The 22,469-nt window shown below is 65.3% G+C and carries 24 protein-coding genes; 11 read left to right on the top strand and 13 right to left on the bottom strand.

What is annotated here, in order from left to right; translation table 11 throughout:
* The first annotated feature begins 242 nt into the window (after nt 1-242).
* The 4 genes from rpsA (at nt 243) to ACODRZ_RS00840 (ending at nt 3,825) form a co-directional block, all read left to right on the top strand.
* Nucleotides 243-1,955 carry a 30S ribosomal protein S1 gene (gene rpsA, locus ACODRZ_RS00855; RefSeq protein ID WP_271181733.1) on the top strand — a complete coding sequence of 571 codons (1,713 nt, stop codon included), beginning with the start codon at nt 243-245 and terminating at the stop codon, nt 1,953-1,955.
* 132 nt (nt 1,956-2,087) lie between these two features.
* A complete protein-coding gene (locus ACODRZ_RS00850; protein WP_488969129.1) occupies nt 2,088-2,489 on the top strand; it encodes a VOC family protein in 402 nt (133 codons plus the stop codon).
* A gap of 32 nt (nt 2,490-2,521) precedes the next feature.
* Entirely contained in the window at nt 2,522-3,283 is a 762-nt protein-coding gene (gene gloB, locus ACODRZ_RS00845; protein WP_488969128.1) for a hydroxyacylglutathione hydrolase, read from the top strand.
* Between the two features lie 2 nt (nt 3,284-3,285).
* Nucleotides 3,286-3,825 carry a nucleoside 2-deoxyribosyltransferase domain-containing protein gene (locus tag ACODRZ_RS00840; protein WP_488969127.1) on the top strand — a complete coding sequence of 180 codons (540 nt, stop codon included), beginning with the start codon at nt 3,286-3,288 and terminating at the stop codon, nt 3,823-3,825.
* A 4-nt stretch (nt 3,826-3,829) separates the two neighbouring features.
* Here ACODRZ_RS00840 and ACODRZ_RS00835 read toward each other — a convergent pair whose 3' ends face one another.
* Nucleotides 3,830-4,018 carry a hypothetical protein gene (locus tag ACODRZ_RS00835; protein ID WP_285018080.1) on the bottom strand — a complete coding sequence of 63 codons (189 nt, stop codon included), beginning with the start codon at nt 4,016-4,018 and terminating at the stop codon, nt 3,830-3,832.
* Between the two features lie 143 nt (nt 4,019-4,161).
* On the opposite strand from ACODRZ_RS00835, the gene ACODRZ_RS00830 reads away from it, so the two are divergent.
* Nucleotides 4,162-4,851, top strand: coding sequence for a DUF2490 domain-containing protein (locus ACODRZ_RS00830; RefSeq protein ID WP_488969126.1), 690 nt, complete (start codon nt 4,162-4,164; stop codon nt 4,849-4,851).
* Between the two features lie 131 nt (nt 4,852-4,982).
* Here ACODRZ_RS00830 and ACODRZ_RS00825 read toward each other — a convergent pair whose 3' ends face one another.
* The gene (locus ACODRZ_RS00825) at nt 4,983-6,248 is read right to left on the bottom strand and encodes an amidohydrolase family protein (protein ID WP_488969125.1); all 1,266 of its coding nucleotides are present in this window, start codon (nt 6,246-6,248) and stop codon (nt 4,983-4,985) included.
* A gap of 191 nt (nt 6,249-6,439) precedes the next feature.
* Here ACODRZ_RS00825 and ACODRZ_RS00820 point away from each other — a divergent pair, with 191 nt between their 5' ends.
* On the top strand, nt 6,440-7,720 hold the full coding sequence (locus tag ACODRZ_RS00820) for a cytochrome P450 (RefSeq protein ID WP_488969124.1): 1,281 nt from the start codon (nt 6,440-6,442) through the stop codon (nt 7,718-7,720).
* Between the two features lie 6 nt (nt 7,721-7,726).
* On the opposite strand, the gene ACODRZ_RS00815 is transcribed toward ACODRZ_RS00820, so the two are convergent.
* The 6 genes from ACODRZ_RS00815 to ykgO all read right to left on the bottom strand — a co-directional run bounded on the left by ACODRZ_RS00815 (nt 7,727) and on the right by ykgO (nt 12,849).
* Nucleotides 7,727-8,467: a proteasome-type protease gene (locus ACODRZ_RS00815; RefSeq protein ID WP_488969123.1), complete on the bottom strand. Its 741-nt coding sequence runs from the start codon at nt 8,465-8,467 to the stop codon at nt 7,727-7,729.
* Nucleotides 8,468-8,527: 60 nt separating this feature from the next.
* Nucleotides 8,528-9,391, bottom strand: a complete 864-nt coding sequence (locus tag ACODRZ_RS00810) for a transglutaminase family protein (RefSeq protein ID WP_488969122.1) — start codon at nt 9,389-9,391, stop codon at nt 8,528-8,530.
* 12 nt (nt 9,392-9,403) lie between these two features.
* A complete protein-coding gene (locus ACODRZ_RS00805) occupies nt 9,404-10,351 on the bottom strand; it encodes an alpha-E domain-containing protein (protein ID WP_488969121.1) in 948 nt (315 codons plus the stop codon).
* Nucleotides 10,352-10,382: 31 nt separating this feature from the next.
* Nucleotides 10,383-11,819, bottom strand: a complete 1,437-nt coding sequence (locus ACODRZ_RS00800) for a circularly permuted type 2 ATP-grasp protein (protein WP_488969120.1) — start codon at nt 11,817-11,819, stop codon at nt 10,383-10,385.
* A 193-nt stretch (nt 11,820-12,012) separates the two neighbouring features.
* A complete protein-coding gene (locus ACODRZ_RS00795) occupies nt 12,013-12,633 on the bottom strand; it encodes an HAD family hydrolase (RefSeq protein ID WP_488969119.1) in 621 nt (206 codons plus the stop codon).
* Between the two features lie 90 nt (nt 12,634-12,723).
* Complete coding sequence (gene ykgO, locus ACODRZ_RS00790; protein ID WP_003046794.1) at nt 12,724-12,849, bottom strand: type B 50S ribosomal protein L36; 126 nt, start codon at nt 12,847-12,849, stop codon at nt 12,724-12,726.
* 206 nt (nt 12,850-13,055) lie between these two features.
* On the opposite strand from ykgO, the gene ACODRZ_RS00785 reads away from it, so the two are divergent.
* From ACODRZ_RS00785 to ACODRZ_RS00775, 3 genes are all read left to right on the top strand, one after another.
* Nucleotides 13,056-13,787, top strand: a complete 732-nt coding sequence (locus ACODRZ_RS00785) for a DUF4136 domain-containing protein (protein WP_488969118.1) — start codon at nt 13,056-13,058, stop codon at nt 13,785-13,787.
* Between the two features lie 168 nt (nt 13,788-13,955).
* Nucleotides 13,956-14,561 carry a DUF4136 domain-containing protein gene (locus tag ACODRZ_RS00780; RefSeq protein WP_488969117.1) on the top strand — a complete coding sequence of 202 codons (606 nt, stop codon included), beginning with the start codon at nt 13,956-13,958 and terminating at the stop codon, nt 14,559-14,561.
* Nucleotides 14,558-15,700 carry a M14 family metallopeptidase gene (locus ACODRZ_RS00775; RefSeq protein ID WP_488969116.1) on the top strand — a complete coding sequence of 381 codons (1,143 nt, stop codon included), beginning with the start codon at nt 14,558-14,560 and terminating at the stop codon, nt 15,698-15,700. Before ACODRZ_RS00780 ends, ACODRZ_RS00775 begins: the two co-directional genes overlap by 4 nt.
* A gap of 206 nt (nt 15,701-15,906) precedes the next feature.
* Here ACODRZ_RS00775 and ACODRZ_RS00770 read toward each other — a convergent pair whose 3' ends face one another.
* The 4 genes from ACODRZ_RS00770 to ACODRZ_RS00755 all read right to left on the bottom strand — a co-directional run bounded on the left by ACODRZ_RS00770 (nt 15,907) and on the right by ACODRZ_RS00755 (nt 18,300).
* Entirely contained in the window at nt 15,907-16,518 is a 612-nt protein-coding gene (locus tag ACODRZ_RS00770) for an RBBP9/YdeN family alpha/beta hydrolase (protein ID WP_488969115.1), read from the bottom strand.
* Nucleotides 16,519-16,657: 139 nt separating this feature from the next.
* Nucleotides 16,658-17,098: a cytidine deaminase gene (locus ACODRZ_RS00765; RefSeq protein WP_488969114.1), complete on the bottom strand. Its 441-nt coding sequence runs from the start codon at nt 17,096-17,098 to the stop codon at nt 16,658-16,660.
* Nucleotides 17,095-17,808 (bottom strand): glycoside hydrolase family 25 protein, encoded by a 714-nt coding sequence (locus ACODRZ_RS00760; RefSeq protein ID WP_488969113.1) that lies wholly within the window; start codon nt 17,806-17,808, stop codon nt 17,095-17,097. Before ACODRZ_RS00760 ends, ACODRZ_RS00765 begins: the two co-directional genes overlap by 4 nt.
* 9 nt (nt 17,809-17,817) lie before the next feature.
* The gene (locus ACODRZ_RS00755) at nt 17,818-18,300 is read right to left on the bottom strand and encodes a UPF0262 family protein (RefSeq protein ID WP_488969112.1); all 483 of its coding nucleotides are present in this window, start codon (nt 18,298-18,300) and stop codon (nt 17,818-17,820) included.
* A 235-nt stretch (nt 18,301-18,535) separates the two neighbouring features.
* Between ACODRZ_RS00755 and ACODRZ_RS00750 the strand changes: the two genes are divergently transcribed.
* Both ACODRZ_RS00750 and ACODRZ_RS00745 read left to right on the top strand, forming a co-directional pair.
* Nucleotides 18,536-20,050 (top strand): replicative DNA helicase, encoded by a 1,515-nt coding sequence (locus tag ACODRZ_RS00750; RefSeq protein ID WP_488969111.1) that lies wholly within the window; start codon nt 18,536-18,538, stop codon nt 20,048-20,050.
* A 146-nt stretch (nt 20,051-20,196) separates the two neighbouring features.
* Nucleotides 20,197-20,937: an SDR family NAD(P)-dependent oxidoreductase gene (locus ACODRZ_RS00745; RefSeq protein WP_488969110.1), complete on the top strand. Its 741-nt coding sequence runs from the start codon at nt 20,197-20,199 to the stop codon at nt 20,935-20,937.
* Between the two features lie 4 nt (nt 20,938-20,941).
* On the opposite strand, the gene ACODRZ_RS00740 is transcribed toward ACODRZ_RS00745, so the two are convergent.
* Complete coding sequence (locus ACODRZ_RS00740; protein ID WP_488969109.1) at nt 20,942-22,447, bottom strand: NCS1 family nucleobase:cation symporter-1; 1,506 nt, start codon at nt 22,445-22,447, stop codon at nt 20,942-20,944.
* Nucleotides 22,448-22,469: the final 22 nt, after the last annotated feature.

The following is a 22,469-nucleotide window of genomic DNA, read 5'->3' as shown; positions in this document are numbered from 1 at the left end:
ACCGTGGTCGTTGCGGGGCCGTCGATGTCACGGGAAATGCCAAATCCCTTGCGTTTCCGCCCCCTCGCGCGTAATGGCCCCGGGTCCCGAAAGGCATCTGCCTCAGGGGCGCCGCGAACGGCATCCGGCCGCCGCGGCAGTTCGGCCCCTTTGGCCCGTTTTCCTGCATGGTGCAGGCAGCGGAGAAAAGACCGGCGGATACAACCGCCAGGCCGGAAAAATCGAACGAAGGAAATGTGTTGATGGCATCTGTTGCCAATCCGACCCGCGACGATTTCGCGAAGATGCTCGACGAGCAGCTCGGCGGCGTCGCTGACGACGGCTTCGAAGGCCGCGTCGTCAAGGGCACCGTCACCGCGATCGAGAACGACAAGGCCGTCATCGACGTGGGCCTCAAGAGCGAAGGCCGCGTGTCGCTGCGCGAGTTCGCGCGCGGTGAAGACGACCACGGCCTGAAGGTCGGTGACGAAGTCGAAGTTTACGTCGACCGCGTCGAAAACGCCGACGGCGAAGCGATGCTGTCGCGCGACCGCGCACGCCGCGAAGCCGCCTGGGACAAGCTTGAGAGCGAGTTCGGCGAAGGCAAGCGCGTCGAAGGCGTGATCTTCGGCCGCGTCAAGGGCGGCTTCACCGTCGACCTCGACGGCGCCGTTGCATTCCTCCCCGGCTCGCAGGTCGACATCCGCCCCGTGCGCGACGTCACCCCGCTGATGGACGTGCCGCAGCCCTTCCAGATTCTCAAGATGGACCGTCGCCGTGGCAACATCGTCGTGTCGCGCCGCGCCGTCCTCGAAGAGACCCGCGCCGAACAGCGCAGCGAGCTGATCGACAAGCTGAGCGAAGGCCAGGTCATCGACGGCGTCGTCAAGAACATCACCGACTACGGTGCGTTCGTTGACCTCGGCGGCATCGACGGCCTGCTCCATGTCACCGACATGAGCTACAAGCGCGTCAACCACCCGAGCGAAGTGATCGCCATCGGCGACACCGTGAAGGTGCAGATCATCCGCATCAACAGCGAAACCCAGCGCATCAGCCTCGGCATGAAGCAGCTGGAAAGCGATCCGTGGGAAGGCGCAGGCGTCAAGTACCCGGTCGGTGCGAAGCTGCAGGGCACTGTCACCAACATCACCGAATACGGCGCCTTCGTGGAGCTGGAAGCCGGGATCGAGGGCCTCGTCCACGTTTCGGAAATGTCCTGGACCAAGAAGAACGTCCACCCGGGCAAGATCGTCTCTACCTCGCAGGAAGTCGAAGTGGTCGTCCTCGAAGTCGATTCGGACAAGCGCCGCATCTCGCTCGGCCTGAAGCAGGCTCAGCAGAACCCGTGGGAAGCGTTCGCAGAGCGTCACCCGGTCGGCTCGCAGGTCGAAGGCGAAGTCAAGAACGCGACCGAATTCGGTCTGTTCATCGGCCTGGACGGCGACGTGGACGGCATGGTCCACATGTCGGACATCGCATGGGGCATCTCGGGCGAGGACGCGCTGGCCCTGCACCGCAAGGGCGAGCAGGTTTCGGCCGTGGTTCTCGACGTCGACGTCGAGAAGGAGCGCATCTCGCTCGGCATGAAGCAGCTTGAGCGTGGTGCTCCGGCCGCCGGCGGCGCCTCCTCGGCTGCCGAAGGCAACCTGCGCCGTGGCCAGGTCGTCACCGTCACCGTTCTCGAAGTTCGCGACGGCGGCCTGGAAGTCCAGGCTGGCGACGATGGCGCCACCGGCTTCATCAAGCGTTCGGACCTCGGCCGCGACCGCGACGAGCAGCGCCCCGACCGCTTCCAGGTCGGCCAGAAGCTCGACGCCATGGTCACCGGTTTCGACCGTTCCAAGAAGCCGAACTTCTCGGTCAAGGCCCGCCAGCTGGCCGAAGAGAAGGAAGCAGTGGAGCAGTACGGTTCGTCGGACTCGGGCGCTTCGCTCGGCGACATCCTCGGCGAGGCCCTGAAGGCCCGTTCGTAAGAACGGTCTTCGGCTTCATCGAAGCTGAAACAGTGAAGGCCCGCCCGGAGCGATCCGGGCGGGCTTTTGCTTTTGGGGAACCGCGATGCCCCGCCCGCTTTGTTGCTGCGAGCCGGGCAAGGATCGAAAACCATGCAAGCCACCCCCTTCCTCATGTTCCAGGGCGATGCGCAGGAAGCGCTGATCCTGTGGAAGCGCGCGTTTCCCGATCACATCGAGGTTACGGAGCTGGACCGCCACTCTGGCGGCGAGGCGCAGGGCAAGTTGTCATCCGCCCGCTTCACGCTCGGTGGCACCGAGTGGCGGGTGTTCGACAGCCCGATCCCACACGCCTTCACCTTCACGCCCGCGACCTCGATCTTCATCGATTGCGAGGACGAAGCGCAGCTTCGCCACGCCGCGAAAGTGCTGGGCGCAGGTGGCAAGGTGATGATGCCGCTCGACGCCTACGAGTTCGCACCTCTGTTCACCTGGCTCAGCGATGTGCACGGCGTCAGCTGGCAACTGTCCCTGCCCTTTCCCGAAGGCGCATGAATCCCTAAGTCTCTCCCCGCAAGGAGAGTGCCATGCTCGAAGTCCACCAGTTCCCCTGCCTGTCCGACAATTACGGCTACCTGCTGCACGATCCCGTGAGCCAGGAAACCGTCTGCATCGACACGCCCGACGCCGACGAGTATCTGCGGCAGGCGGGGCGCAAAGGCTGGCAGATCACGCAGATCTGGAACACCCACTGGCATCCCGACCACGCAGGCGGCAACGCGGCGATCAAGGCGGTTACCGGCTGCCGGGTGACCGCTCCGGCAGGCGATGCGGCCAAGATCGAGGCGGTCGATCGCACCGTCGGCCAGGGCGACATGATCACCATCGGCGACCGGCAGGCTTTCGTGATCGACGTCGGCGGCCACACCAACGGCCACGTCGCCTACCACTTGCCCGGATCGCGCATTGCCTTCGTCGGCGACGCGCTGTTCGCGCTCGGCTGCGGGCGCATGTTCGAGGGCAATCCCGAGCAGTTCTGGACCTCGCTCAAGCGCATCAAGGCCTTGCCCGGCGAGACGATGATCTACTGCGCGCACGAGTACACCGCATCGAACGCCCGCTTCGCGCTCCACGCCGATCCCGACAATGCCGACCTCCAGGCCTACGCCGAGGAGATCACGCGCCGCCGAGACAAGGGCCTGCCGACGGTGCCGACCAAGCTGGAGCGGGAACTGCGCACCAACCCTTTCCTGCGGGCCGACGATCCCGCACTCCAGAAGCGCTGGGAGCATTCCGGCGACGCGGTGGCGACGTTCGCGGCGCTGCGCAGTGCGAAGGATTCGTTCTGACCGTGCTGAAAAGCGTTGCCGCCGCGCTCATGACCCTGCCGCTTGCCGCCTCGCCGTCTCTCGCCGCCGAGGTTGTCGTGTCGCCCACACCGCTGCCCGCCTCACATGACCGGCCTCGCGTCTTCCTCGGCGGCAGCATCGAGATGGGCGTCGCGCGGGACTGGCAGGCGGACCTGATCGCCGCGCTCGCCGACGAGCCCGCGATCCTCCTCAACCCGCGCCGCCCGGACTGGGACCCGGCGTGGAAGCCCGTGGCCGATGAGGCGCATTTCCGCCAGCAGGTCGAATGGGAGCTTTCCGCGCTCGACAGCGCGGACGTGATCGTCATGTACCTCGCGCCCGGCACGCAGAGCCCGATCAGCCTGCTCGAACTGGGCCTTCATGGGCGCAGCGGCAAGACTGTGCTGCTGTGCCCGGACGGGTTCTGGCGCAAGGGCAACGTCGACATCACCGCCGAACGCTACGGCATCACCCGGGTCGCGACCTTCGAGGAACTCACCGCCGAAGTCCGCGCCCGGCTGAAGCGCTGGAAACCGAAGTAGCCCCTCAGGTCTCCGGGAAGGAAAGTGTCTTGTTCAGCCGCTCCATCACTTCGTCGAGCGGCTCTACCACGGTGACCGAGCGGCCTTCGCCGAAGCGGATGCGGGTGCCTTCGCTCACTTGCGATACGAAGGTGACTTGCGAGGCGTTGATAGCGGTCGCGGTACGGTCCGCCCCGGTTAGCTTCACGAACATAAGACACCTCTCCTGCTTATTATTGGAGAGCCAGCCTAATGCGGGATCGCCTTTCGCGAAAGAGGGCTTTGCAGCGCCGCCTGCGACACAAGACCTGACGCTGCAGCAACGAATGCGACACGCTTCAGCCATATCCCCGCGCCATGATTTCGCGCTTCGCCCGCCTCGCTCTCGCAACGGCCACCCTCTTCGCCTCTCCTCTCGCACATGCAGAGACGACGCAGGACGAGCAGGCCTGGATCAACCTGACGGCGATGGGGCCGATCTCTGGCGACGTGGTCTATTTCGCCGAGTTCCAGCCGCGCGTGGGCGACGGCATCTCGCGCCTCGATGCCCTGCTGCTGCGCGGAGCGGTGGGAGTGAAGCTGTCCCGATCGGCGACGCTCTATCAGGGATATGCGCATGTCATCACCCCCGTCGACGGCGGACGCGACATCAACGAGGAGCGCAGCTTCCAGCAGTTGAACCTCGCGCTCGGCAAGCCCTTCGGCGGCGAACTGTCGTCACGCACGCGGCTGGAACAGCGCTGGCGTTCCGACGGCAGCGACGTGGGCTGGCGCCTGCGCGAGATGATCCGCTATGAACATCCGCTCAAGGCCGGCAGCGATGCGGTGAACGCGCTGGTCTATGCCGAAGGCTTCGTGGCGTTCAACGATACCGACTGGGGCGCGCGCAGCGGCTTCGACCAGCTGCGCAGCTTCGTCGGTGCGGAAGTGGGCCTGCCCGGTGCCTCGACGCTGGAACTAGGCTATCTCAACCAGACCATCGACCAGACCCGCGGACGCACGCGGATGAACCACGTGGCGTCCGTGACCCTGTTCTACCGGCACTAAATCCTCCCTGTCGCGAAGCGATGGGGAGGTGGCAGCCCGTCACGGGTGACGGAGGGGTTTCTCCCCTCCACCACCCGCTACGCGGGCGGTCCCCCTCCCCATTCCTGCGGAACGGGGAGGATTCTCCGGCGTCAGAACGGCAGGTTGTACAAACGCACCGCGTTGTCCTGCAGCACCTTCTTTCGGGTGGCGTGGTCATAGCCGCCCAGCACGTCCTTCAGGTGCTCCTGCACGCCCGGATAGAGCGAGGTCGGGTGCGGGAAGTCGGTCTCGAACATGACGTTGTCGACGCCGATGATCTCCAGCAGATACTTGGGCGCGATCTTTTCGAACCAGAAGGTGCAGAAGAAGTGGTCGCGGAAGTAGTCCCAGGGCTGCTTCTTGAGCACGTCGCGCTTGACCGGCAGCATTTCGCGAAACTGGTGTTCCAGCGCCTCGACCGCGAAGGGCACCCAGCCCGCACCGCTCTCGATCAAACCGATCTTGAGCTTCGGGTGTCGGTCGAGACGACCCGAAACCATCCAATTGCCGAGCGTCGCCGCGTTGCCGATCGAGAACATCGTCGCCACCACCGACAGCGTCTGCTCGAACTGGAAGCCTTCCCAGGTCAGGGTGTTGGGATCGATCGCCGCATTGAGGTGGAAGTTCAGCGGCATGCCGGTCGCCTCGCACATCTCGAGGAACGGCGTCCAATAATCGTAATTGAAGCTGGGTACGCCCACGCGCTCAGGCGTGTCGGGCAGGACGAAGCCCTTGAGGCCGATGTCGTGGCAGCGCTTCGCTTCGGCTTCCAGAGCCTTCTGGTCCCAGAACGGCAGGTGCGCCATGTTGAAGATGCGCTGGCCAGACGTTTCCTGAAACTCGGCCGAGGCGTCGTTGTAGATCTGGATGACCTTGAGCGCGAGGTCGAGGTCACCCAGGCTCATCAGCGAACCTGCCTGCGTCACGCCCGAATTCTGGAAGCAGATCTGCGCATGAACGCCCATGTCGTCCATCGCCTGCAGGCGCGCCTTGAGTTCGTGCCCGCCGGGATGCGCCTGCTCCAGCTTCGGGAAGGCCAGGCGACCGAGCAGCTTGTTGTTGTCGGCACGGATGACGTTGCCGCCCAGCGTACCGAAGTCACGGTCGCCCACGAACCAGCGGTCGGTGCCGTTGACGCGCTCCACGCGCGGCATCTTGTCCTTCCAGCCGGCCGGCGCGCGGCTGGTGAAGAGGTCCGGCGCCTCGGTGATGTGGGTGTCGGTATCGACGATCTTGATGCCTTCGAACATCGGATCGAGGCCGCCCGACTGCGAGGCATAGTCCACCTCGCGGATCACGCCGCCTTCGGTATATCCTTCCGCCGACCAGTACGTGCGGGCATTTGCCGCCATCTCCTGGGTGTCAGACTCGGCCATCACTCAATCTCCCGAAAAACAATTGCCTCTCATTTCGCAACCGGGCCGGGTTCGCACAATCGCGCAGGGCAACGCCGGGACGATGACTGGCATTGCGGGGCACGAGACGGCGGGATTGCGTCGCTTGTCTCGCTTCCGGCCCTCTTGTTGCGGAGCGGCCGTCCGGGCATTTATTCGTCCGGGAGACGAATATGCCACAATCGCGAACGCTTGACGATATCCGCGTGGACTACGCAGCGCCGGACAACGTGCCGAAGGACCGCGTGGTCGACTTGTCCTTCGCCAACGGCAGCGAGCCCAACGACCTCGTCGATCCCTACGAGCCCTTCGCCTGGCTCAATGGCAAGGATATCCCGCGCCTGCTGTTCAATCCGCCGGTGCGGCACGGCCTGGGCGCGATCTCGGGCAACCAGCGCGGCAACTGGGTGGTCTCGCACTATGCGGACATAGAGCGGGTCTATACCGACAATGCGCACTTCTCGAACGCGGGAACGGCGGAATTCCAGCGCCTGATCGGGGAAACGTTCAAGTCGATCCCCCTCGCCATCGACCCGCCGGACCACCAGAAGTACCGGTTGTACCTGATGCCGTATTTCAGCCCCGCGCGGATCACCCGCGAACTGGAGCCGCGCATCCGCAAGATCGTGGTCGAGATGATCGCCGCCGTCGCCGACAAGGGCGAAGTCGACATGGCCTGGGACTTCGGGCGGGTCTATCCGGTGCGCATCTTCATGGGCCTGATGGGCTTCCCCGAAGAGATGTTCGAGCAGTTTCTCGACTGGGAGTGGGACATCCTGCACTCGGGCGATCTCGCGAAGATGCAGGCGGCGCTGCGCGGCGTGCTCGATTTCCTGCGCGCCTTCATCGCCGAGAAGGAGCGCGAACCGGACGACCATCTTGTCTCGGCGATCGTCCATGGCCGGATCGAAGGCCGCGCGCCGACCGACGACGAGAAGATCGGCATGGTCTGGTTCCTCTGGCTCGGCGGGCTGGACACCGTCGCCGCGACGATCGCGCAGATGTTCCGGCGCATGGCGCTGCAGCCGGAAATCCAGCGAACGATCCGCGCGCGCCCGGAACTCATCAACGGTGCGGTCGAGGAATTCCTGCGCACGCAGCCGATCCTGTCCTCGGCCCGCACCGCGACCCAGGACTTCGAATGGCACGGGGTTCAAGTGAGGAAGGGCGATTCGTTCCAGTGCCTCAACCCGGCGGGGAACTTCGACCCCGCACAATTCGAGGACCCGCGCACCTTCAACCCCGAGCGCAAGGCCAACCGCCACTTCACGTTCGTCGGCGGGGTGCACATCTGCCTCGGCGCGCATCTGGCGCGGCGCGAGCTGCGGGTGCTGCTGGAGGAATGGTTCAACCGCATCCCGGAATTCCGGCCGAAACCCGGGTCGGACACCACGGTGTTCCCGGGCCTGCTCTCGATCCGCAACCTGCCGCTGGTGTGGGATGTGAAGGCCTGACGCCCCTCAGGCCATCCGATAATCCGGCAGCCCGTCGAGCGCGCTGCGCAGGGCCTCGCTCCAACTCGTAGAAACGGACTGGAAGTACGGGTCAGAGGCATCGATCCGCCGTTCGTGCCGGGGCGTGAAGTGATCGCGCTCGATCACCAGCAGGTCCAGCGGCAGCCCGACCGACAGGTTCGCTTTCAGGGTCGAATCGAAAGAGACCGTCAGCAGCTTCACCGCGCTCTCGAAGCTCATGCCGCGCTCGTAGCCACGGATGAGGATCGGGCGACCGTACTTGGTCTCGCCGATCTGGAAGAAGGGCGTGTCGAAGCTCGCCTCGATGAAGTTGCCTTCCGGGTAGATCAGGAACAGCCGGGGCTCCATGCCCTTGATCTGCCCGGCGACGATCATCGAGGCGCTGAAGGTCCCGGCCGCCGCGTTCTGGCCGTTGTCGGCGGCGCGCTCGGCGATGATGTCCTGCAGCAGGTTGCCGACGATCGAGGCGACCTTGAACATCGTCGGCGCTTCCAGCAGGGAATTGTGCCGCTCCGAAGGCGCCTTGTTGCGCTCCTCAAGCTGGCTGATGACCGACTGCGTGGTGGCGAGGTTGCCCGCCGTCATGACCGTGATGATGCGCTCGCCGGGAATCTCCCAGTGGTACATCTTGCGGAAGGTCGAGATGTTATCGACGCCCGAATTGGTGCGCGTGTCGCTCATCAGGACGAGCCCGCGATCGAGCATCATGCCGACACAATAAGTCATGGTACTACGTCAAACCCCGTGCAAACCCGTGCCGCCCGTACCCCACCATATCGCGGGGGTCTAGCTGCCTTGCGTCTGCTGCTGCCCGCCCTGTGCGGACTGCTGCTGCTGCATATCTAACCGATTCTCATCTACCGATAGATGAACGTCCAGTCGGGTTTCCCCCGCCCCCATCGCGATACCGGTGACCGGCGCCGCTTCCGAGTAATCGCACCCGGTGGCGACGCGGATATAGCGCTCGTCCGGGCAGATCTCGTTGGAAACATCGAAGCCGACCCAGCCGAGCCCCGGTACGTGCGCTTCGGCCCAGCCGTGCCCGGCATCCTGCTCGGTGCGATCGTCCATGCGCAGGTAGCCGCCCACGTAGCGCATCGGCACGTCGAGCATCCGCCCGGCGGCGATGAAGATATGCGCATGATCCTGGCACACGCCCTTCCCCGCCGCGAGCGCCTGCTCGGCGGTAGTCTGCGAGTCGGTGGTGCCGGGAACATATTCCACCTGCTCGCCGATCACCCGCGAGAGGGTATGGAGATAGCCCAGCAGGTCCGAGCGATCCGCCTCGATTCCGGCGAGCAGTTGGCGCACTTTCGCGCCCGGCCTTGTCAGCTTGGTCGGCCGCAGGAAGCACCACAGCGGCATCAGCCCGAAATTCTGGCCCACGACCCCGTTGTTGTCGACCGTTCGCACGGTGCCCTCGCATGTCACGACGACCTCCGGCACGCCCGGCTCGATCGAGACGAGGTCGACGTGGTTGTAATGCTGGTCCTCGTAGGACGCCTGAGGCTTTGCGCCTTCCAGCGTCATGCGCCAGTCCAGCACTTCCTGCCCGTGAGTCGATTTCGGCTTGAGGCGCAGGCGCTGCAGGCCATGCGTCACCTTGCCCGCGAAGGCGTAGCGTGTGGTGTGCTTGACGGTCAGGAGCACCCTTTTGCCCTCCTACTCGCTGAAACGGTAATCGGCGGCGATGGCGCTGCTGATCTCTATGGTCGTGCCGATGAAGTCCTGCAGGAATTCGTGCAGGCCGGTTTCGAAGATGTCCTCGATCGACGTCTGATGCAGCTTCGCACCCGCGTTGCGCAGCAGTTCGTGCGCGGGAACTTCCTGCCCGTATTCTTTGGCCAGCCCGGCCATGTTGCTGCGGATCTTGTCGTAGCAGAACACGAGGCTGCGCGGGAACTGGCCGTCCAGAATCAGGAACTTCGCGATGCCGCGCGGATCCATGGAGCCAGCGTTGAGCCACGAATAGGCCCGGTTGCCGGCGACCGAACGCAGCAGCGTGTCCCACTGCACGTTGTCGAGGCTGGAGCCCACCCATGCCGCCGACGGCAGCAGCACGTAATACTTCACGTCCAGGATACGCGCCGTGTTGTCCGCCCGCTCGATGAACGTGCCGATGCGCGAGAAGTTGAACACCTCGTTGCGCAGCATGGTGCCTTCCAGCGCACCGCGCACCAGCGTGCCGGTGCGGCGAATCTGCATGAGCACTTCGCCCAGGTTGGTTTCGCGCACCGGCCGCGAAAGCAATTCACGCAAGTTCATCCAGCCTTCGTTGGTGGTCTCCCAAACGGCGTTGGTCAGGCTGGTGCGGACCACGCGGGCATTGGTACGCGCATTTTCCACCATGGCGAGGACCGAGCCGGGATTGTCCTTATCCCGCAAAAGGAAGTTGAAGACCTGCGGGCCGGTGAACTCGCTATGAGACTCGCAATAGGCCTCGAGCTGACCGGTCGTGGTGAGGACCGATTTCCACTCCTCGTCCTGCGACTGGCGGCTGCCCCGCGTCAGCGCGAGGTGAAAGCCCACGTCGATCAGCCGCGCGGTATTCTCCGCGCGTTCGAGGTAGCGGCTCATCCAGTAGACGCCGTTCGCGCCGCGGCCCAGCATCAGTTCTTGCCCCCGATCATTCCCACCGCGCTCATTCGTCCAGCACCCAGCTGTCCTTGGTGCCGCCCCCTTGCGAGGAATTGACCACCAGCGATCCCTTCTTGAGCGCCACGCGCGTCAGCCCCCCCGGGGTGATGTCGATCCCGTCGGGCGAGACGAGCACGAAAGGCCGCAGATCGACGTGCCGGGGGGCAAGGCCCTCCTTGGTGAAGATCGGCACGGTCGAGAGCGACAACGTGGGCTGGGCGATGTAGTTGCCCGGCTTGGCGCGCAGCTTCTGCTCGAACTCGGCGATCTCCTTCTTCGAGGAGGTCGGACCGATCAGCATGCCGTAGCCACCCGAACCGTGGACTTCCTTGACGACGAGATCGGCGAGGTTGTCGAGCACGTAACCCAGCGAATCCGCTTCCGAACAGCGCCAGGTCGGGACGTTCTGCAGGATCGGTTTCTCGCCGGTGTAGAACTCGACGATCTCGGGCATGTAGCTGTAGATCGCCTTGTCGTCGGCGATGCCGGTGCCCGGTGCATTGGCGATGGTGACGCCGCCCGATCGGTAGACGTCGAAGATGCCCGCCACGCCCAGCACCGAGTTCGGATTGAAGGTCAGCGGATCGAGGTAATCGTCGTCCACCCGGCGATAGATCACGTCGATCGCCTTGTAGCCGGTGGTCGTGCGCATGCACACGCGCCCGTCCATGACACGCAGGTCGCTGCCTTCGACCAGTTCCGCGCCCATCTGGTCGGCGAGGAAAGCGTGCTCGAAATAGGCGGAGTTGTAGATGCCCGGCGTCAGCACCGCCACGACCGGACGCTTGCCGCCCTTGTAGGCCGCCGGAGCGCAGGCCCGCAGGCTGCGGGCGAGGCGGCGCGGGTAATCGGAGACGGGGCGAACCGGAACCTTGGTGAACAGTTCCGGGAACATCGCCATCATCGTCTCGCGGTTCTCCAGCATGTAGGAGACGCCGGAGGGGGTGCGGGCGTTATCCTCCAGCACCATGAAGTCGTCGGGTCCGGTGCGCACGAGATCGATGCCGACGATGTGCGTGTAGACCCCGCCCGGCGGCGTGAAGCCGATCATCTGCGTGAGGAACGCCTCGTTGTTGCGCAGCGCTTCGATTGGCAGGCGGCCGGAGCGAATGATTTCCTGCCTGTGGTACAAGTCCTGCAGGAAGGCGTTGATCGCCCGCACCCGCTGCTCGATCCCGCGCGTCAGCTTGCGCCATTCGCGTGCAGTGATGATGCGGGGGATCATGTCGAAGGGGATCAGGCGCTCCTCGCCCGCGTCATCCCCATAGACGTTGAAGGTGATGCCGATGCGGCGAAAGAAGCGCTCTGCCTCTGCATCCTGTCGCCTGAGCCAGGTGGTATCCTGACCGTCGAACCATTGGCGGAATTCTTCGTAAGCGGGACGAACGGAGCCGTCCGCGTTGAGCATCTCGTCGAAGTTCTTGCTGCCCGCAGTCGCCATTGTGACTCCCTGTTGACCAATTGATGCAACAGGAATCGGGACTTGCCAAGCGCTCTCGCTGCAAGTGCGAAATAAATTTAAGCAGGCAGTGAAAGCGATGAAATCGGAGCGATTCGATCGTTAATGGCCGAACCGCCGTTTCCCAAAAACTTCGTCATTGCGAGCGCAGCGAAGCAATGACGAGGTAGAGGGCTCAGCCCAGCAATCCCCGCGCCGTCAGATCGGCCCGCAGCGACTCTGCCCCATCGAAGTGATGCACCTGCCAGCCCAGCGCACGCGCAGCGGCGATGTTGTCGGCGTTGTCGTCGATGAACAGCATCGCCGCCGGATCATGGCCGAAGCGCCGCGCGGCGAGGTCGAAGATACGCGCATCGGGCTTGAGCAGCTTCTCGTCGCCCGAGACGACGATGTCGCCGAACAGGTCGAACAGCGGCTCACCGGCGCGATACTCGTGCCAGAAGCTGCTCGCGAAGTTGGTGATGGCGTAGAGCGGCACCCCGCGCACGGCCAGTTCGCGCACGATCTCGTGGCTACCGGGGACGTTGCCGGGGATCGTCTCGCCAAAGCGCGTGGCGTAGGCGTCGAGCAGGTCGTCATGACCGGGGAACTCGGCCTTGCGGGCGGCGACCATCTCGGCGAGGTCGCGGCCGCCGTCGTGCTCGACGTGCCAGTCCTGCGTGACGACATTGGTCATGAACCAGTCGAGCCGCTCCGGCTCGGCGATCAGCTTGCCGAACAGCAGGCGCATGTCCCACTCGATCAGCACCTTGCCGACGTCGAAGACGACAGCGTCAATCCTGCGAACTGCAGACATGACAAGACCCCCGCGATCGGCGGGGGCCTCATGCACGCGACGAAACCGTCCGCCTGTTCATCGCCCGCCAGAAAGGCAGGCGGGACAGGATCAGCCCTGGCGGGCCTTGAAGCGGCGGTTGGTCTTGTTGATGACGTAAGTACGGCCGCGACGACGGATCACGCGGTTGTCCCGGTGACGGTCCTTGAGCGACTTCAGGCTGTTGCGAATCTTCATGGTCTATCTCGTCCGTGTCATCGTGGCGGTTACCGACCGCCGGAAATTCGAAGTGGCGCCGTTAGTGGTCCGCTGCGGCAAAGTCAAGCGTTACGGGCCGTTGCGGGCACCCGTGCCTGCGCCTATCTTCGTTCAGGCGCGGGCAAGTTGCGGCCCGCATAAGACAAAACTCGGGCGCGACGCCACCGAATTCGGACCGGAACACCATGAAATTTCTAAAAGGCGCAGGGATTGCCGCAGGGATCGCAGTCTCGCTGCTCGCCTCCTCGGCACAGGCCCAGTATGGCCCCGGCTGGGGCGGCGGTTGGGGACGGCCTGGCTGGGGTGGCTCGATGCTCGATTCGCCGCGCATGCAGACCCGCTCCAGGGATTCGCGCGAAGGCCACGTCGAAGTGAGCCGCTTCGTCTCGCCTGATGCCGCTGCGGTGGCCGAACTCGGCCATGGTCCTGTCTCGGTCGAATCGGAATCGGGCGACGGTGCCTGGGTCGACGCCGGAGCGCGCCGCGCCTATGAGGCCGCGATCATCGATGCGCTGGTCGGCGCCGGGTACGACACGCTGCACCCCGACACGCCTCAGCCGCAGATCACCAAGCTGCGCATCTCCCGCCAGGTCCTCACCCCGGCCGAGGAAAAGCGCAGCCCCGTCAGCGGCACCGCCGCGATGGAAGTGGGCACTTACGGTCAGGCATACGGCCTTGGCATCAACATCGACATGACCAAGCCGCGCTCGGCCCTCGTCTCCACCCGCCTCGATGCGCAGATCGTCGATCGCGCCAGCGGCAAGGTGCTGTGGGAGGGCTATGCCACGATCGCCACCCGCGAAGGCGACGACAAGTGGCCCGACGGCATGATCGCCACCAAGCTGGCAGGCGCCCTGTTCGACAATTTCCCCAAGGCCGACGCAATCGGCCCGGACGGCGTCGGCCGCGCGGGATAAGTCGTGCACCGCCCATCCTTCGACAGGCTCAGGATAAGCGGGGAGAGCACTGGAACTGCACATGCCTGCGCAAGGTTATATAACGTCCGCTCAGGCTGAGCTTGTCGAAGCCCCCTCGGCAGGGCACTGAGGCTGCTTTACAAGGCCCGCGAAGAGGACTTCGAAATCATGCGCACCCTGCCCGCACTGCTTGCCCTCACCGCCGCACTGGCGCTCAATGCCTGCGTCGCGCCGGTCGGCCCCGTCGAAGTCACCCGCTTCCACGCACCCGACATGTCGCGCCTCGGCACTGGCACGATCCGCGTCGAGCCCGCGCCCGGACAGGCCGACAATCTGGAGTTCCGCACTTACGCGGCCGCGGTTGCGCGTGAACTGGCCCGCATCGGCTATACCGAACCGCTTCCCGGACAGGCAGGCAGCGCGCAAGTCGCGTGGTTGACGCTGGAGCGCAACACCTACCAGCCGCAGCGTTCGCGCGGGCCGGTATCGGTCGGCGTCGGCGGCGGGACCGGCGGCTATGGCTCGGGCGTGGGGCTCGGTATCGGCTTCGATCTTTCCGGCAAGCCCAAGGAGCAGGTCGAGACGCGCGTGTTCGTCTCGATCCGTGATCGTAGTGCCGCTCCGACTGCCACCGCACTGTGGGAAGGCCGCGCCGGCTTCGTGGTACGCGGCGATTCGCCGCTCGCCCAGGCGCCGCTCGGCTCGGCGAAAGTTGCCGAAGCGCTGTTCAAGGGGTTCCCGGGACAGTCGGGCGAAACTATTCAGGTGAAATGACCCAGATCCAGATCACCGCCTCGTTCGACTCCGGCAACATCGAAGTCCTCTCCGTCTCCGGGCCGGAGGCGAGTCTCGCGATCCGCAAGGACCACGAATCGGAGTTCTTCCAGTGGTTCCATTTCCGCGTCTCGGGCGCGGCGGGCCGCGAACTGGTGCTGCGCATCACCGGGCTCAACGGCTCGGCTTATCCGATGGGCTGGCCGAACTACGATGCCGTCGTCTCCGAGGACCGCGAATACTGGAGCCGGGCGGAAAGCACCTTCGACGAAAGCCGCGACGGCGGCACCTTGACGATCCGCTACGAACCCGTCGGCGACCTCGCGTGGTTCGCCTACTTCGCGCCCTATTCGATGGAGCGCCACCACGACCTCGTCGCCGCGATCGCCGGGGCGGACGGCGTCGCGCACCGCTCGCTGGGCCTGACGCTCGACGGGCAAGCGATCGACTGCCTCGATATGGGCGACGGGCCGCTGCAGGTCTGGCTCTACGCCCGCCAGCACCCCGGCGAATCGATGGCGGAGTGGTGGATGGAAGGCGCGCTCGACCTGCTCGCCGATCCCGCCAGTTCGGTGGGCCGGGAACTGCGCAAGCGCTGCACCCTGCATGTCGTGCCCAACGCCAACCCCGACGGCTCGCGCCGGGGGCACTTGCGGACCAATGCCGCAGGCGTGAACCTGAACCGCGAATGGGCCGAGCCCACGGCCGAGAAGTCCCCCGAAGTGCTGGCGATCCGTGACGCGATGGACGCAACCGGCGTCGACTTCGCCATGGACGTCCACGGCGACGAGGCGATACCGGCGGTGTTCCTTGCGGGCTTCGAGGGCATCCCCTCGCTCAAGCAGGAGCAGCAGGCGGGCTATACACGCTATGCCGACCTTCTGGAGCGGCGCACGCCCGACTTCCAGACCAAGGTGGGCTACCCGCTCACGCGGCCCGGCAAGGGCAATCTGACGATGTCCACCAACCAACTGGCCGAGCGCTACGGCGCCGTGTCGATGACGCTGGAAATGCCCTTCAAGGACCACGACCCCGCCGCCGACAAGGCGCAGGGCTGGAGCCCGGAACGCTCGGCACAGCTGGGCCGCGACTGCATGGCTGCCCTGCTGGAATGGCTGGTGGAGCGCGAAGCGGGCTGAGTGTCCTTGTCCCGGGCTTGCTCCGGGACCACGCACCGTGAACTGCCGAAATGACGGCGTGTAACGCGGGGGCTTCGACAAGCTCAGCCTGAGCGGGATCGAGATATTCTCTCAAATCCGCTCAGGCTGAGCTTGTCGAAGCCCCCGCCCATTGCACGTACTAAAGACAGCCACTGGTCTCGGAGCAAGTCCGGCACGAAGGCATCCTAGAACGCCGCTCGGCGACGCTCCTCGCGCACAGTGCCGCTCGCCCAGTGCGGCTCGGCGAGTTCGACGCCCAACGCGCCGACGATGGACTGGAGCAGTACCCAGCCCTCCCCCCAATCGCCGCGCGGCTCGTCGGCGATCGGACACGCCCCCCAGTCATTCGCCAGCCGCAGCATCGAGCGCTGCGCCGAACCGTCGAGATCGGCGACGAGGAACGAGGTGAACGGCAGCGGCTGACGCGGACAGGCTCCGAAAGCGGCAAGGCGCGGGTCGGCACCTGGCAGATCCACGTTGGGCGCATCGACGATCAGCGCGCCGATTACCGGGCTCTCAGCCCCAACCGCCTCGAACTCCACCCACCAGGCCAGCGCCAGCGCAGCAATATCGTCGGTCACGATTACCACCGGCCGGTCGGCGCGGCGGATCGCGAGGTTGAGCTTGTTCACCCAGGTATTGCGATGCGGCTCGTCCCACAGGCCTAGCTCCACCACGCGGCAATGCTCGCTCCATTGCGCCCAGCGGCTCATCCAGTGTTTGGGGGTAACCGGGGTGCCGGGCACCAGCAGGATCAGGGGCGCGTCGTGCTCAGGGGAATTGCGAAGGGTTGCCACGGGAATCTCCAGTTGATCGAGGTTCCGCCGGTCGACTCTGTATCCGTCCCGACTGCCCTGGAGATTATCTCAACCACAACGATAGACAATAGGGGATGCGACGATCTGTGTGGTTCCGTCGTCGCACCGGCCCTTCAGGTCAGCCCAGGTTCGCCGGACCGAAAGCATAAGGGAGAAGTTCGGAGAGCCGGGTTTCCAGCACGCCTTCCGCCCCGTCGCACCAGATCACCGGATCTGTCCCGCCCAGTTGCGCGATCTCGTTGATGACCTGCCGGCAGCGCCCGCAAGGCGTCACCTGCGCCCCCTGCCCCGCAGCGCCCGGCGCACCACCGGTGACGGCGAGGGCCTGCAGCTGCGGGCGCTCTCCGCTTGCGAGAATGCCCGCGATGGCCACCGTCTCCGCGCAGAGCGAAAGGCCGTAGCTGGCGTTCTCGACATTGGCGCCGGTCACCACGGTGCCGTCGGCCAGCAACAGGGCAGCACCGACATGGAAGTTGGAATAAGGCGCATAGGCCGATCCCGCGGCCTTGCGGGCAGCGGCCATCAGGGTGTCTCTGGTATCGTTGGTGCCATTGGTCATGGCAGCACGACTACCCAGCGCAGCCCCCCTTGCGCAACCTCGTTGGCAAGCGCGTGGTTCGCCGTCCACATCGTCCAGGGCCGCCCGGCATACCCCGGCTCGAAGCGATCCTGCACCAGCCACAGGTTGCGATCCAGCTTGTGAGCGATGGCATAGCGCGACTGGAACGCGGGAGTGACCTTGAGGATCACCGGCTTGCCCGCATGAGTCTCGACCTGATTCAGGAAGGTCATCAGCTCGCTCTCGACCCGCGCGTCGGAGACCTTGACCGGGCAGTTGTCGGCCAACATGTCGAGTTCGACCGCAGGCGGCAGCAACTTGGCGTCGCGCGGCACGGTGGTGACGAAGTTCGCCGCCTGCGTGCCCGCCGGCTGGCACGGATCGTAGCGGTGGAGTGCGCCGACCTGCATCCCCGCCGCCTTGGCCGCCTCAAAGTTGTCGACGAAAGCGGGATCGCGGGCAAAAGCGCTGGCGCTCGCGTCGATATAGGCGAAGTCGGCGCCGATGGCCTTCAAGGACTTCCAGCTGACTTCACCGTCATCGACGCCGATCTCGACACCCTGCAGCGGGTAGATCGATCGCTCCGGCGTCCAGTGGCGCAAGTGCCACCAACCCCATGCCCCGGCGATCATCGCCAGCAGCAGGAGTGCGCCCAAAGCGCGCCACAACAGCCCCCTGCCGCCAGACGCGGTCTTTCCCTTGCGTGCCACGATGCCCCCTCAGCCGCGGATATGCAGGACGCAGATCAGCGTGAACAGCCGTCGTGCCGTGGGATGGTCGGTCTCGACCTTGCCCTGCAGGCGTTCGAGCAGCAGTTCCGAAGCCTCGTTGTGAATTGCGCGGCGCGCCATGTCGATGGTTTCGATCTCCTGCGCGGTCGCCTTGCGAATCGCCTGGTAATAGCTCTCGCAGATCGCGAAATACTCGCGGATCGGCCGCCGGAATCGGGCAAGGCCAAGCACCAGCGTCTCCAGCGGAGCATTGTCCTCGGCCGTGATCTGCAGCGAAAGGCGCCCGTCCTGTACCGACAACCGCAGGCGATAAGGCCCTTCGTGCCCGGCCTCGGATGAGCGCAAGGGATTGAAGACATTGTCTTCTATGAGATCGAAGATGGCGATGCGCCGCTCCTGTTCGATATCGGCATTGCGCCACAGGATGGTCGCATCGTCGAGTTCGATGTGGGAGATACGCGGGTCGGCCATTACGGCACGCCCTTTACGCGGTAGCGGCATGGGCGGGCAAGTGGGCTTTGGTGCATCGGCAGTCTACGTGGCCGGGGCTTCGACAAGCTCAGCCTGAGCGGTGTCGAGAGCAGGTGTTCAAATCCCGCTCAGGCCCAGCTTGTCGAAGCCCCCACACACATCCACAGCTTGTGGATTAATATCCCTCCCCGCCTGACTTGTCCGCGCCGCCGGGCCGGAGCATTGTCGCGCGCTTATGGTCCAGCCTGTTGCCCTTGCCCGTACCGATGGTGCGGAAGTCCGAACCCTGCCCGCGAACGTCGAGGCGGAAGCCGCGTTCCTCGGCGCGGTCCTCATCGACAACCGCGTGATCGAGGAACTGCAGACCCCGCTCACTCCGCTACATTTCTTCGAGCCTGTCCACGGCCGCCTGTACGAGCGCATCCTGCAGCTGCTGGACCGCAAGGCCGTGGTCACGCCGGTTACCCTGCGCCCCTATTTCGAGGCCGACGAATCGCTGAAGGCACTGGGCGGCGTCGCCTACCTCGCCCGGCTGACGGCAGACGGTCAGGGCCTGCTCGCCCCGCGCGAACTGGCCGAGCAGATCTACGACCTTGCCCTGCTGCGCGAACTCATCTCGGTCGGCCGCAATCTGGTCGAGAGCGCGATGGACACCTCCGAATCGGTCGAACCGATGGAGCAGATCGAACACGCCGAAGCCGCGCTCTACAAGGTGGCCGAAGGCGCCGCGACGCAGAACGAGGCCAAGAGCTTCGGCTCGGCCACCCGCGTCGCGATCCAGGCGATCGAAAAGGCGTTCAATTCGGGCGGTCACATCTCCGGCAAGACCACCGGCCTTACCTCGGTCAACCAGAAGATCGGTGGCCTTCACGATTCCGACCTTATCATCCTTGCCGGACGTCCCGGCATGGGCAAGACCTCGCTGGTCACCAACATCGCCTTCAACACCGCGCAGCGCTACGTCGATGACACCGTGCGCGACGGCATGCCGCACGAGAAGTCGGTCGGCGCGCCGGTAGCCTTCTTCAGCCTTGAAATGAGCGCCGACCAGCTCGCCACACGTATCCTTGCGGAACAGTCCAATATTAGCTCCGAAGCCTTGCGCATGGGCAAGATCAGTCGCGAGGACTTCCAGTCGCTGTCCTTCGCCAGCCAGCGTCTTGCCGAACTGCCGCTCTACATCGACGACAGCCCGGGCCTGACGATCGCCGGCCTGCGCACCAGAGCCCGCCGCCTCAAGCGCCGCCACAACATCGGCCTCGTCATCATCGACTACCTGCAGCTGCTGTCCGGCTCTGGCCGCGCCAACGACAACCGCGTGAACGAAATCTCCGAGATTTCACGCGGGCTCAAGACCCTGGCGAAGGAACTGGGCGTGCCGGTGATCGCGCTCTCGCAGCTGTCCCGTGCGGTGGAACAGCGCGACGACAAGCGCCCGATGTTGTCCGACCTTCGCGAATCGGGCTCGATCGAGCAGGACGCGGACATGGTCTGGTTCGTCTATCGCGAAGACTACTACGTGAAGGCGACCGAACCGAAGTTCCCCAGCGACACCGACGGTCCAGACGTGAAGGACAAGTGGGAGACCTGGCGCGCCAAGATGGAGGAGGTCACGGGCCTCTCCGAACTCATCATCGCCAAGCAGCGCCACGGTGCCACCGGCAAGGTCCGCCTCCGCTTCGAAGCCCGCATCACCAAGTTCTCCGACCTCGCCCCCGACGACATGCGCGCCGCCTTCGAAAGCGACTGACCGCGCAAATCCTCCCTGTCGCGCAGCGATGGGGAGGTGGCAGCGCGAAGCGCTGACGGAAGGGCCTTATCCCCACTCCACCCTAGCTTCGCGGTGGTCCCCCTCCCCGTTGCATCGCAATGGGGAGGATGTCAGAACGAAGGCGCATGACCGAGACCCGCGTTCTCCTCATTGCCGGCGGCTCCGGCTCCATCGGCAGCGCGATTGCCCGCCTGGCTCTGGATCAGGGCTGGAAGGTCGCGCTGCACGGCCGCAGTCCCGAGAAGCTGCAGGACGTCATCGTCGATCTCTCCGACTTCGGTACGATAGACGGCTTCGCGGCCGACATATGGGAGGAGGACGCCGCCGAAGTTCTCATCGCCGAGGTCGCCGAGCAATACGGCCGCATCGACGCGGTGATCGACTGCACCGCGACCGGCCCGCAAGGCATTACCGGCCTGTTCCCCGGCACTTCGCCGGAGGTCTTCGGCGACTTCCTCAAGGTCTCGGTCGGCTGGATCGAGCGGCTCGCCCATGCCAGCTACGAGATGCTGGCGCAGGAAGGCGGCACGCTGATCGCCTTCGTGTCGGATGCGGGCATCTATGCGGCGCCGCGCCAGACGCTGATCGGCGCGGCACGCGCCGGAACCATCGGCTTCATCCGCAACTTCGCCGTCGAGGCCGCGCGCGACGGCATCCGCGCCCACGTCATCTCTCCCAGCTATGTCGAAGGCAGCGAGAGCGCCCTGCGCATGGGTTCCGAGCGCATGGCCAAGGCAGCGCAGCGCGCGGGCCTCGGCCTGCCCACCGCCGACGACATCGCCCCGCTCGCGCTGTTCCTGTGCGGCGACGGCGCGCGGCGGATGACGGGCCAGGTGCTCAGCGTGAACGGCGGCCTGAACGCCTGAAGGATCAGGCTGCCTGCGGCTCCAGTGTCAGGGGCGCAGCGCGTCCGCGCATCATCAGTGCATAGGACACCAGCGCCACGCCCACGCCGACGAACCACGCATAAGTATAGATCACCGACCACATTTCGCCAAAGCCGCCGAACAATCCCGGTGCCGAAACCTTGAGGAAACCCGGCACGTTCGGCGCGATGCCCAGCGCCAGCGCGATCAGCGCGCGCGGGTTCCAGCCATTGCCGTACACGTAGGGTCCGGTCTCGCTGTAGAGGCCCTCGACGTCCAGCTTCGTCTCGCGCACCAGCCAGTAGTCGGCGATCAGGATGCCGGTGATTGGGCCGAGCAGCGCGCCGTAGCCGGTCAGCCAGGTGAAGATGTAGCCTTCGGTGCTGGCCATCAGCTTCCACGGCATGATCACGAGACCGATCACCGCCGTGATCAGCGCCCCGCTGCGATAGGAAATGCGCGAGGGGCTCAACGAGGCGAAGTCGTAGGCCGAGCACACGAGATTCGCCGCGATGTTGCATGACACCGTATCGACCGCAATGACGATCAGGCCGAGCAGCACGAACGGCCCCGACAGCGTGCCCGCCAGCGCCACCGGGTCCCAGATCGCATGGCCATAGATCACCACGGTCGCCGAGGTGGTCATGACGCTGATCAGCGCGATCAGCCCCATCGTTGGCGGCAGGCCGAGGGTCTGGCCGATCATCTGGTCGCGCTGCGTCTTCGCGAAGCGGGTGAAGTCCGGGATGTTGAGCGCCAGCGTCCCCCAGAAGCCGACCATCGCCGTCATCGCCGGAAGCCAGACCGCCCAGAACTGCCCTTCCTTCGCTCCGCCCGGCCCGAAGGCGGAAGGCGCGGAGAAGATCGGCCCGAGCCCGCCTGCCGCATCGATGGCCCACCACAGCAGCCCCACGCAGGCGACGATCTTGAGCGGTGCAGTCCAGGTTTCCAGCCGCCGGATCGTCAGCAGCCCCTTGCGCACGAACAGCAGCTGCACAAGCCAGAACGCCATGAAGGCGAGCAACTGGCCCAGCCCGATCCCGAAGAACGGCAGCGGCGTGCCCCGCAAGTCGGCGCCGAGGAAAATGCCGAGCAGGGTCAGCAGCGCCTCTCCCCCGATCCAGGTCTGGATGCCGTACCAGCCGCAAGCGACGAGCGCCCGGGCCAGCGCAGGCAACCGCGCGCCTACGGTGCCGAAGGAGGCCCGCACCAGCACCGCGAAAGGCACGCCGTAGCGCGTTCCGGAATGCCCGATCAGCAGCATCGGCACAAGGATCACGACATTGCCAAGAACCACCGTCAGCGCCGCCTGCGTCGCCGACATGCCCTGCTCGATCAGCCCCGCCGCCAGCATCCAGGTCGGCACCGCGACCACCATGCCGACCCAGAGCGCCGCAAAGTGCCACCAGCGCCAGTTTCGCTGCGATGCGTCAGTGGGGGCAAGGTCCGCGTTCCAAAGGGTGTTATCCCCTCGCTCGACCCCCGCTGAGTGCGTCTGTGCGTGATCCATACTGGCCCCCACCGATATCCGG

The sequence above is a fragment of the Novosphingobium sp. FG90 genome (assembly GCF_057808725.1).
This window is presented reverse-complemented; position numbering and strand designations above follow the sequence as displayed.

What these genes read in the sequence shown, in the direction of transcription:
- ACODRZ_RS00740 (WP_488969109.1), bottom strand. Translation starts at nt 22,447, where the DNA reads ATGGATCACGCACAGACGCACTCAGCGGGGGTCGAGCGAGGGGATAAC.
- ACODRZ_RS00835 (WP_285018080.1), bottom strand. Translation starts at nt 4,018, where the DNA reads ATGTTCGTGAAGCTAACCGGGGCGGACCGTACCGCGACCGCTATCAAC.
- ykgO (WP_003046794.1), bottom strand. Translation starts at nt 12,849, where the DNA reads ATGAAGATTCGCAACAGCCTGAAGTCGCTCAAGGACCGTCACCGGGAC.
- ACODRZ_RS00780 (WP_488969117.1), top strand. Translation starts at nt 13,956, where the DNA reads ATGCGCACCCTGCCCGCACTGCTTGCCCTCACCGCCGCACTGGCGCTC.
- ACODRZ_RS00745 (WP_488969110.1), top strand. Translation starts at nt 20,197, where the DNA reads ATGACCGAGACCCGCGTTCTCCTCATTGCCGGCGGCTCCGGCTCCATC.
- ACODRZ_RS00750 (WP_488969111.1), top strand. Translation starts at nt 18,536, where the DNA reads ATGGTCCAGCCTGTTGCCCTTGCCCGTACCGATGGTGCGGAAGTCCGA.
- ACODRZ_RS00800 (WP_488969120.1), bottom strand. Translation starts at nt 11,819, where the DNA reads ATGGCGACTGCGGGCAGCAAGAACTTCGACGAGATGCTCAACGCGGAC.
- ACODRZ_RS00795 (WP_488969119.1), bottom strand. Translation starts at nt 12,633, where the DNA reads ATGTCTGCAGTTCGCAGGATTGACGCTGTCGTCTTCGACGTCGGCAAG.
- ACODRZ_RS00820 (WP_488969124.1), top strand. Translation starts at nt 6,440, where the DNA reads ATGCCACAATCGCGAACGCTTGACGATATCCGCGTGGACTACGCAGCG.
- ACODRZ_RS00805 (WP_488969121.1), bottom strand. Translation starts at nt 10,351, where the DNA reads ATGCTGGGCCGCGGCGCGAACGGCGTCTACTGGATGAGCCGCTACCTC.
- gloB (WP_488969128.1), top strand. Translation starts at nt 2,522, where the DNA reads ATGCTCGAAGTCCACCAGTTCCCCTGCCTGTCCGACAATTACGGCTAC.
- ACODRZ_RS00815 (WP_488969123.1), bottom strand. Translation starts at nt 8,467, where the DNA reads ATGACTTATTGTGTCGGCATGATGCTCGATCGCGGGCTCGTCCTGATG.
- ACODRZ_RS00785 (WP_488969118.1), top strand. Translation starts at nt 13,056, where the DNA reads ATGAAATTTCTAAAAGGCGCAGGGATTGCCGCAGGGATCGCAGTCTCG.
- ACODRZ_RS00850 (WP_488969129.1), top strand. Translation starts at nt 2,088, where the DNA reads ATGCAAGCCACCCCCTTCCTCATGTTCCAGGGCGATGCGCAGGAAGCG.
- ACODRZ_RS00775 (WP_488969116.1), top strand. Translation starts at nt 14,558, where the DNA reads ATGACCCAGATCCAGATCACCGCCTCGTTCGACTCCGGCAACATCGAA.
- ACODRZ_RS00825 (WP_488969125.1), bottom strand. Translation starts at nt 6,248, where the DNA reads ATGGCCGAGTCTGACACCCAGGAGATGGCGGCAAATGCCCGCACGTAC.
- ACODRZ_RS00755 (WP_488969112.1), bottom strand. Translation starts at nt 18,300, where the DNA reads ATGGCCGACCCGCGTATCTCCCACATCGAACTCGACGATGCGACCATC.
- ACODRZ_RS00765 (WP_488969114.1), bottom strand. Translation starts at nt 17,098, where the DNA reads ATGACCAATGGCACCAACGATACCAGAGACACCCTGATGGCCGCTGCC.
- ACODRZ_RS00830 (WP_488969126.1), top strand. Translation starts at nt 4,162, where the DNA reads ATGATTTCGCGCTTCGCCCGCCTCGCTCTCGCAACGGCCACCCTCTTC.
- rpsA (WP_271181733.1), top strand. Translation starts at nt 243, where the DNA reads ATGGCATCTGTTGCCAATCCGACCCGCGACGATTTCGCGAAGATGCTC.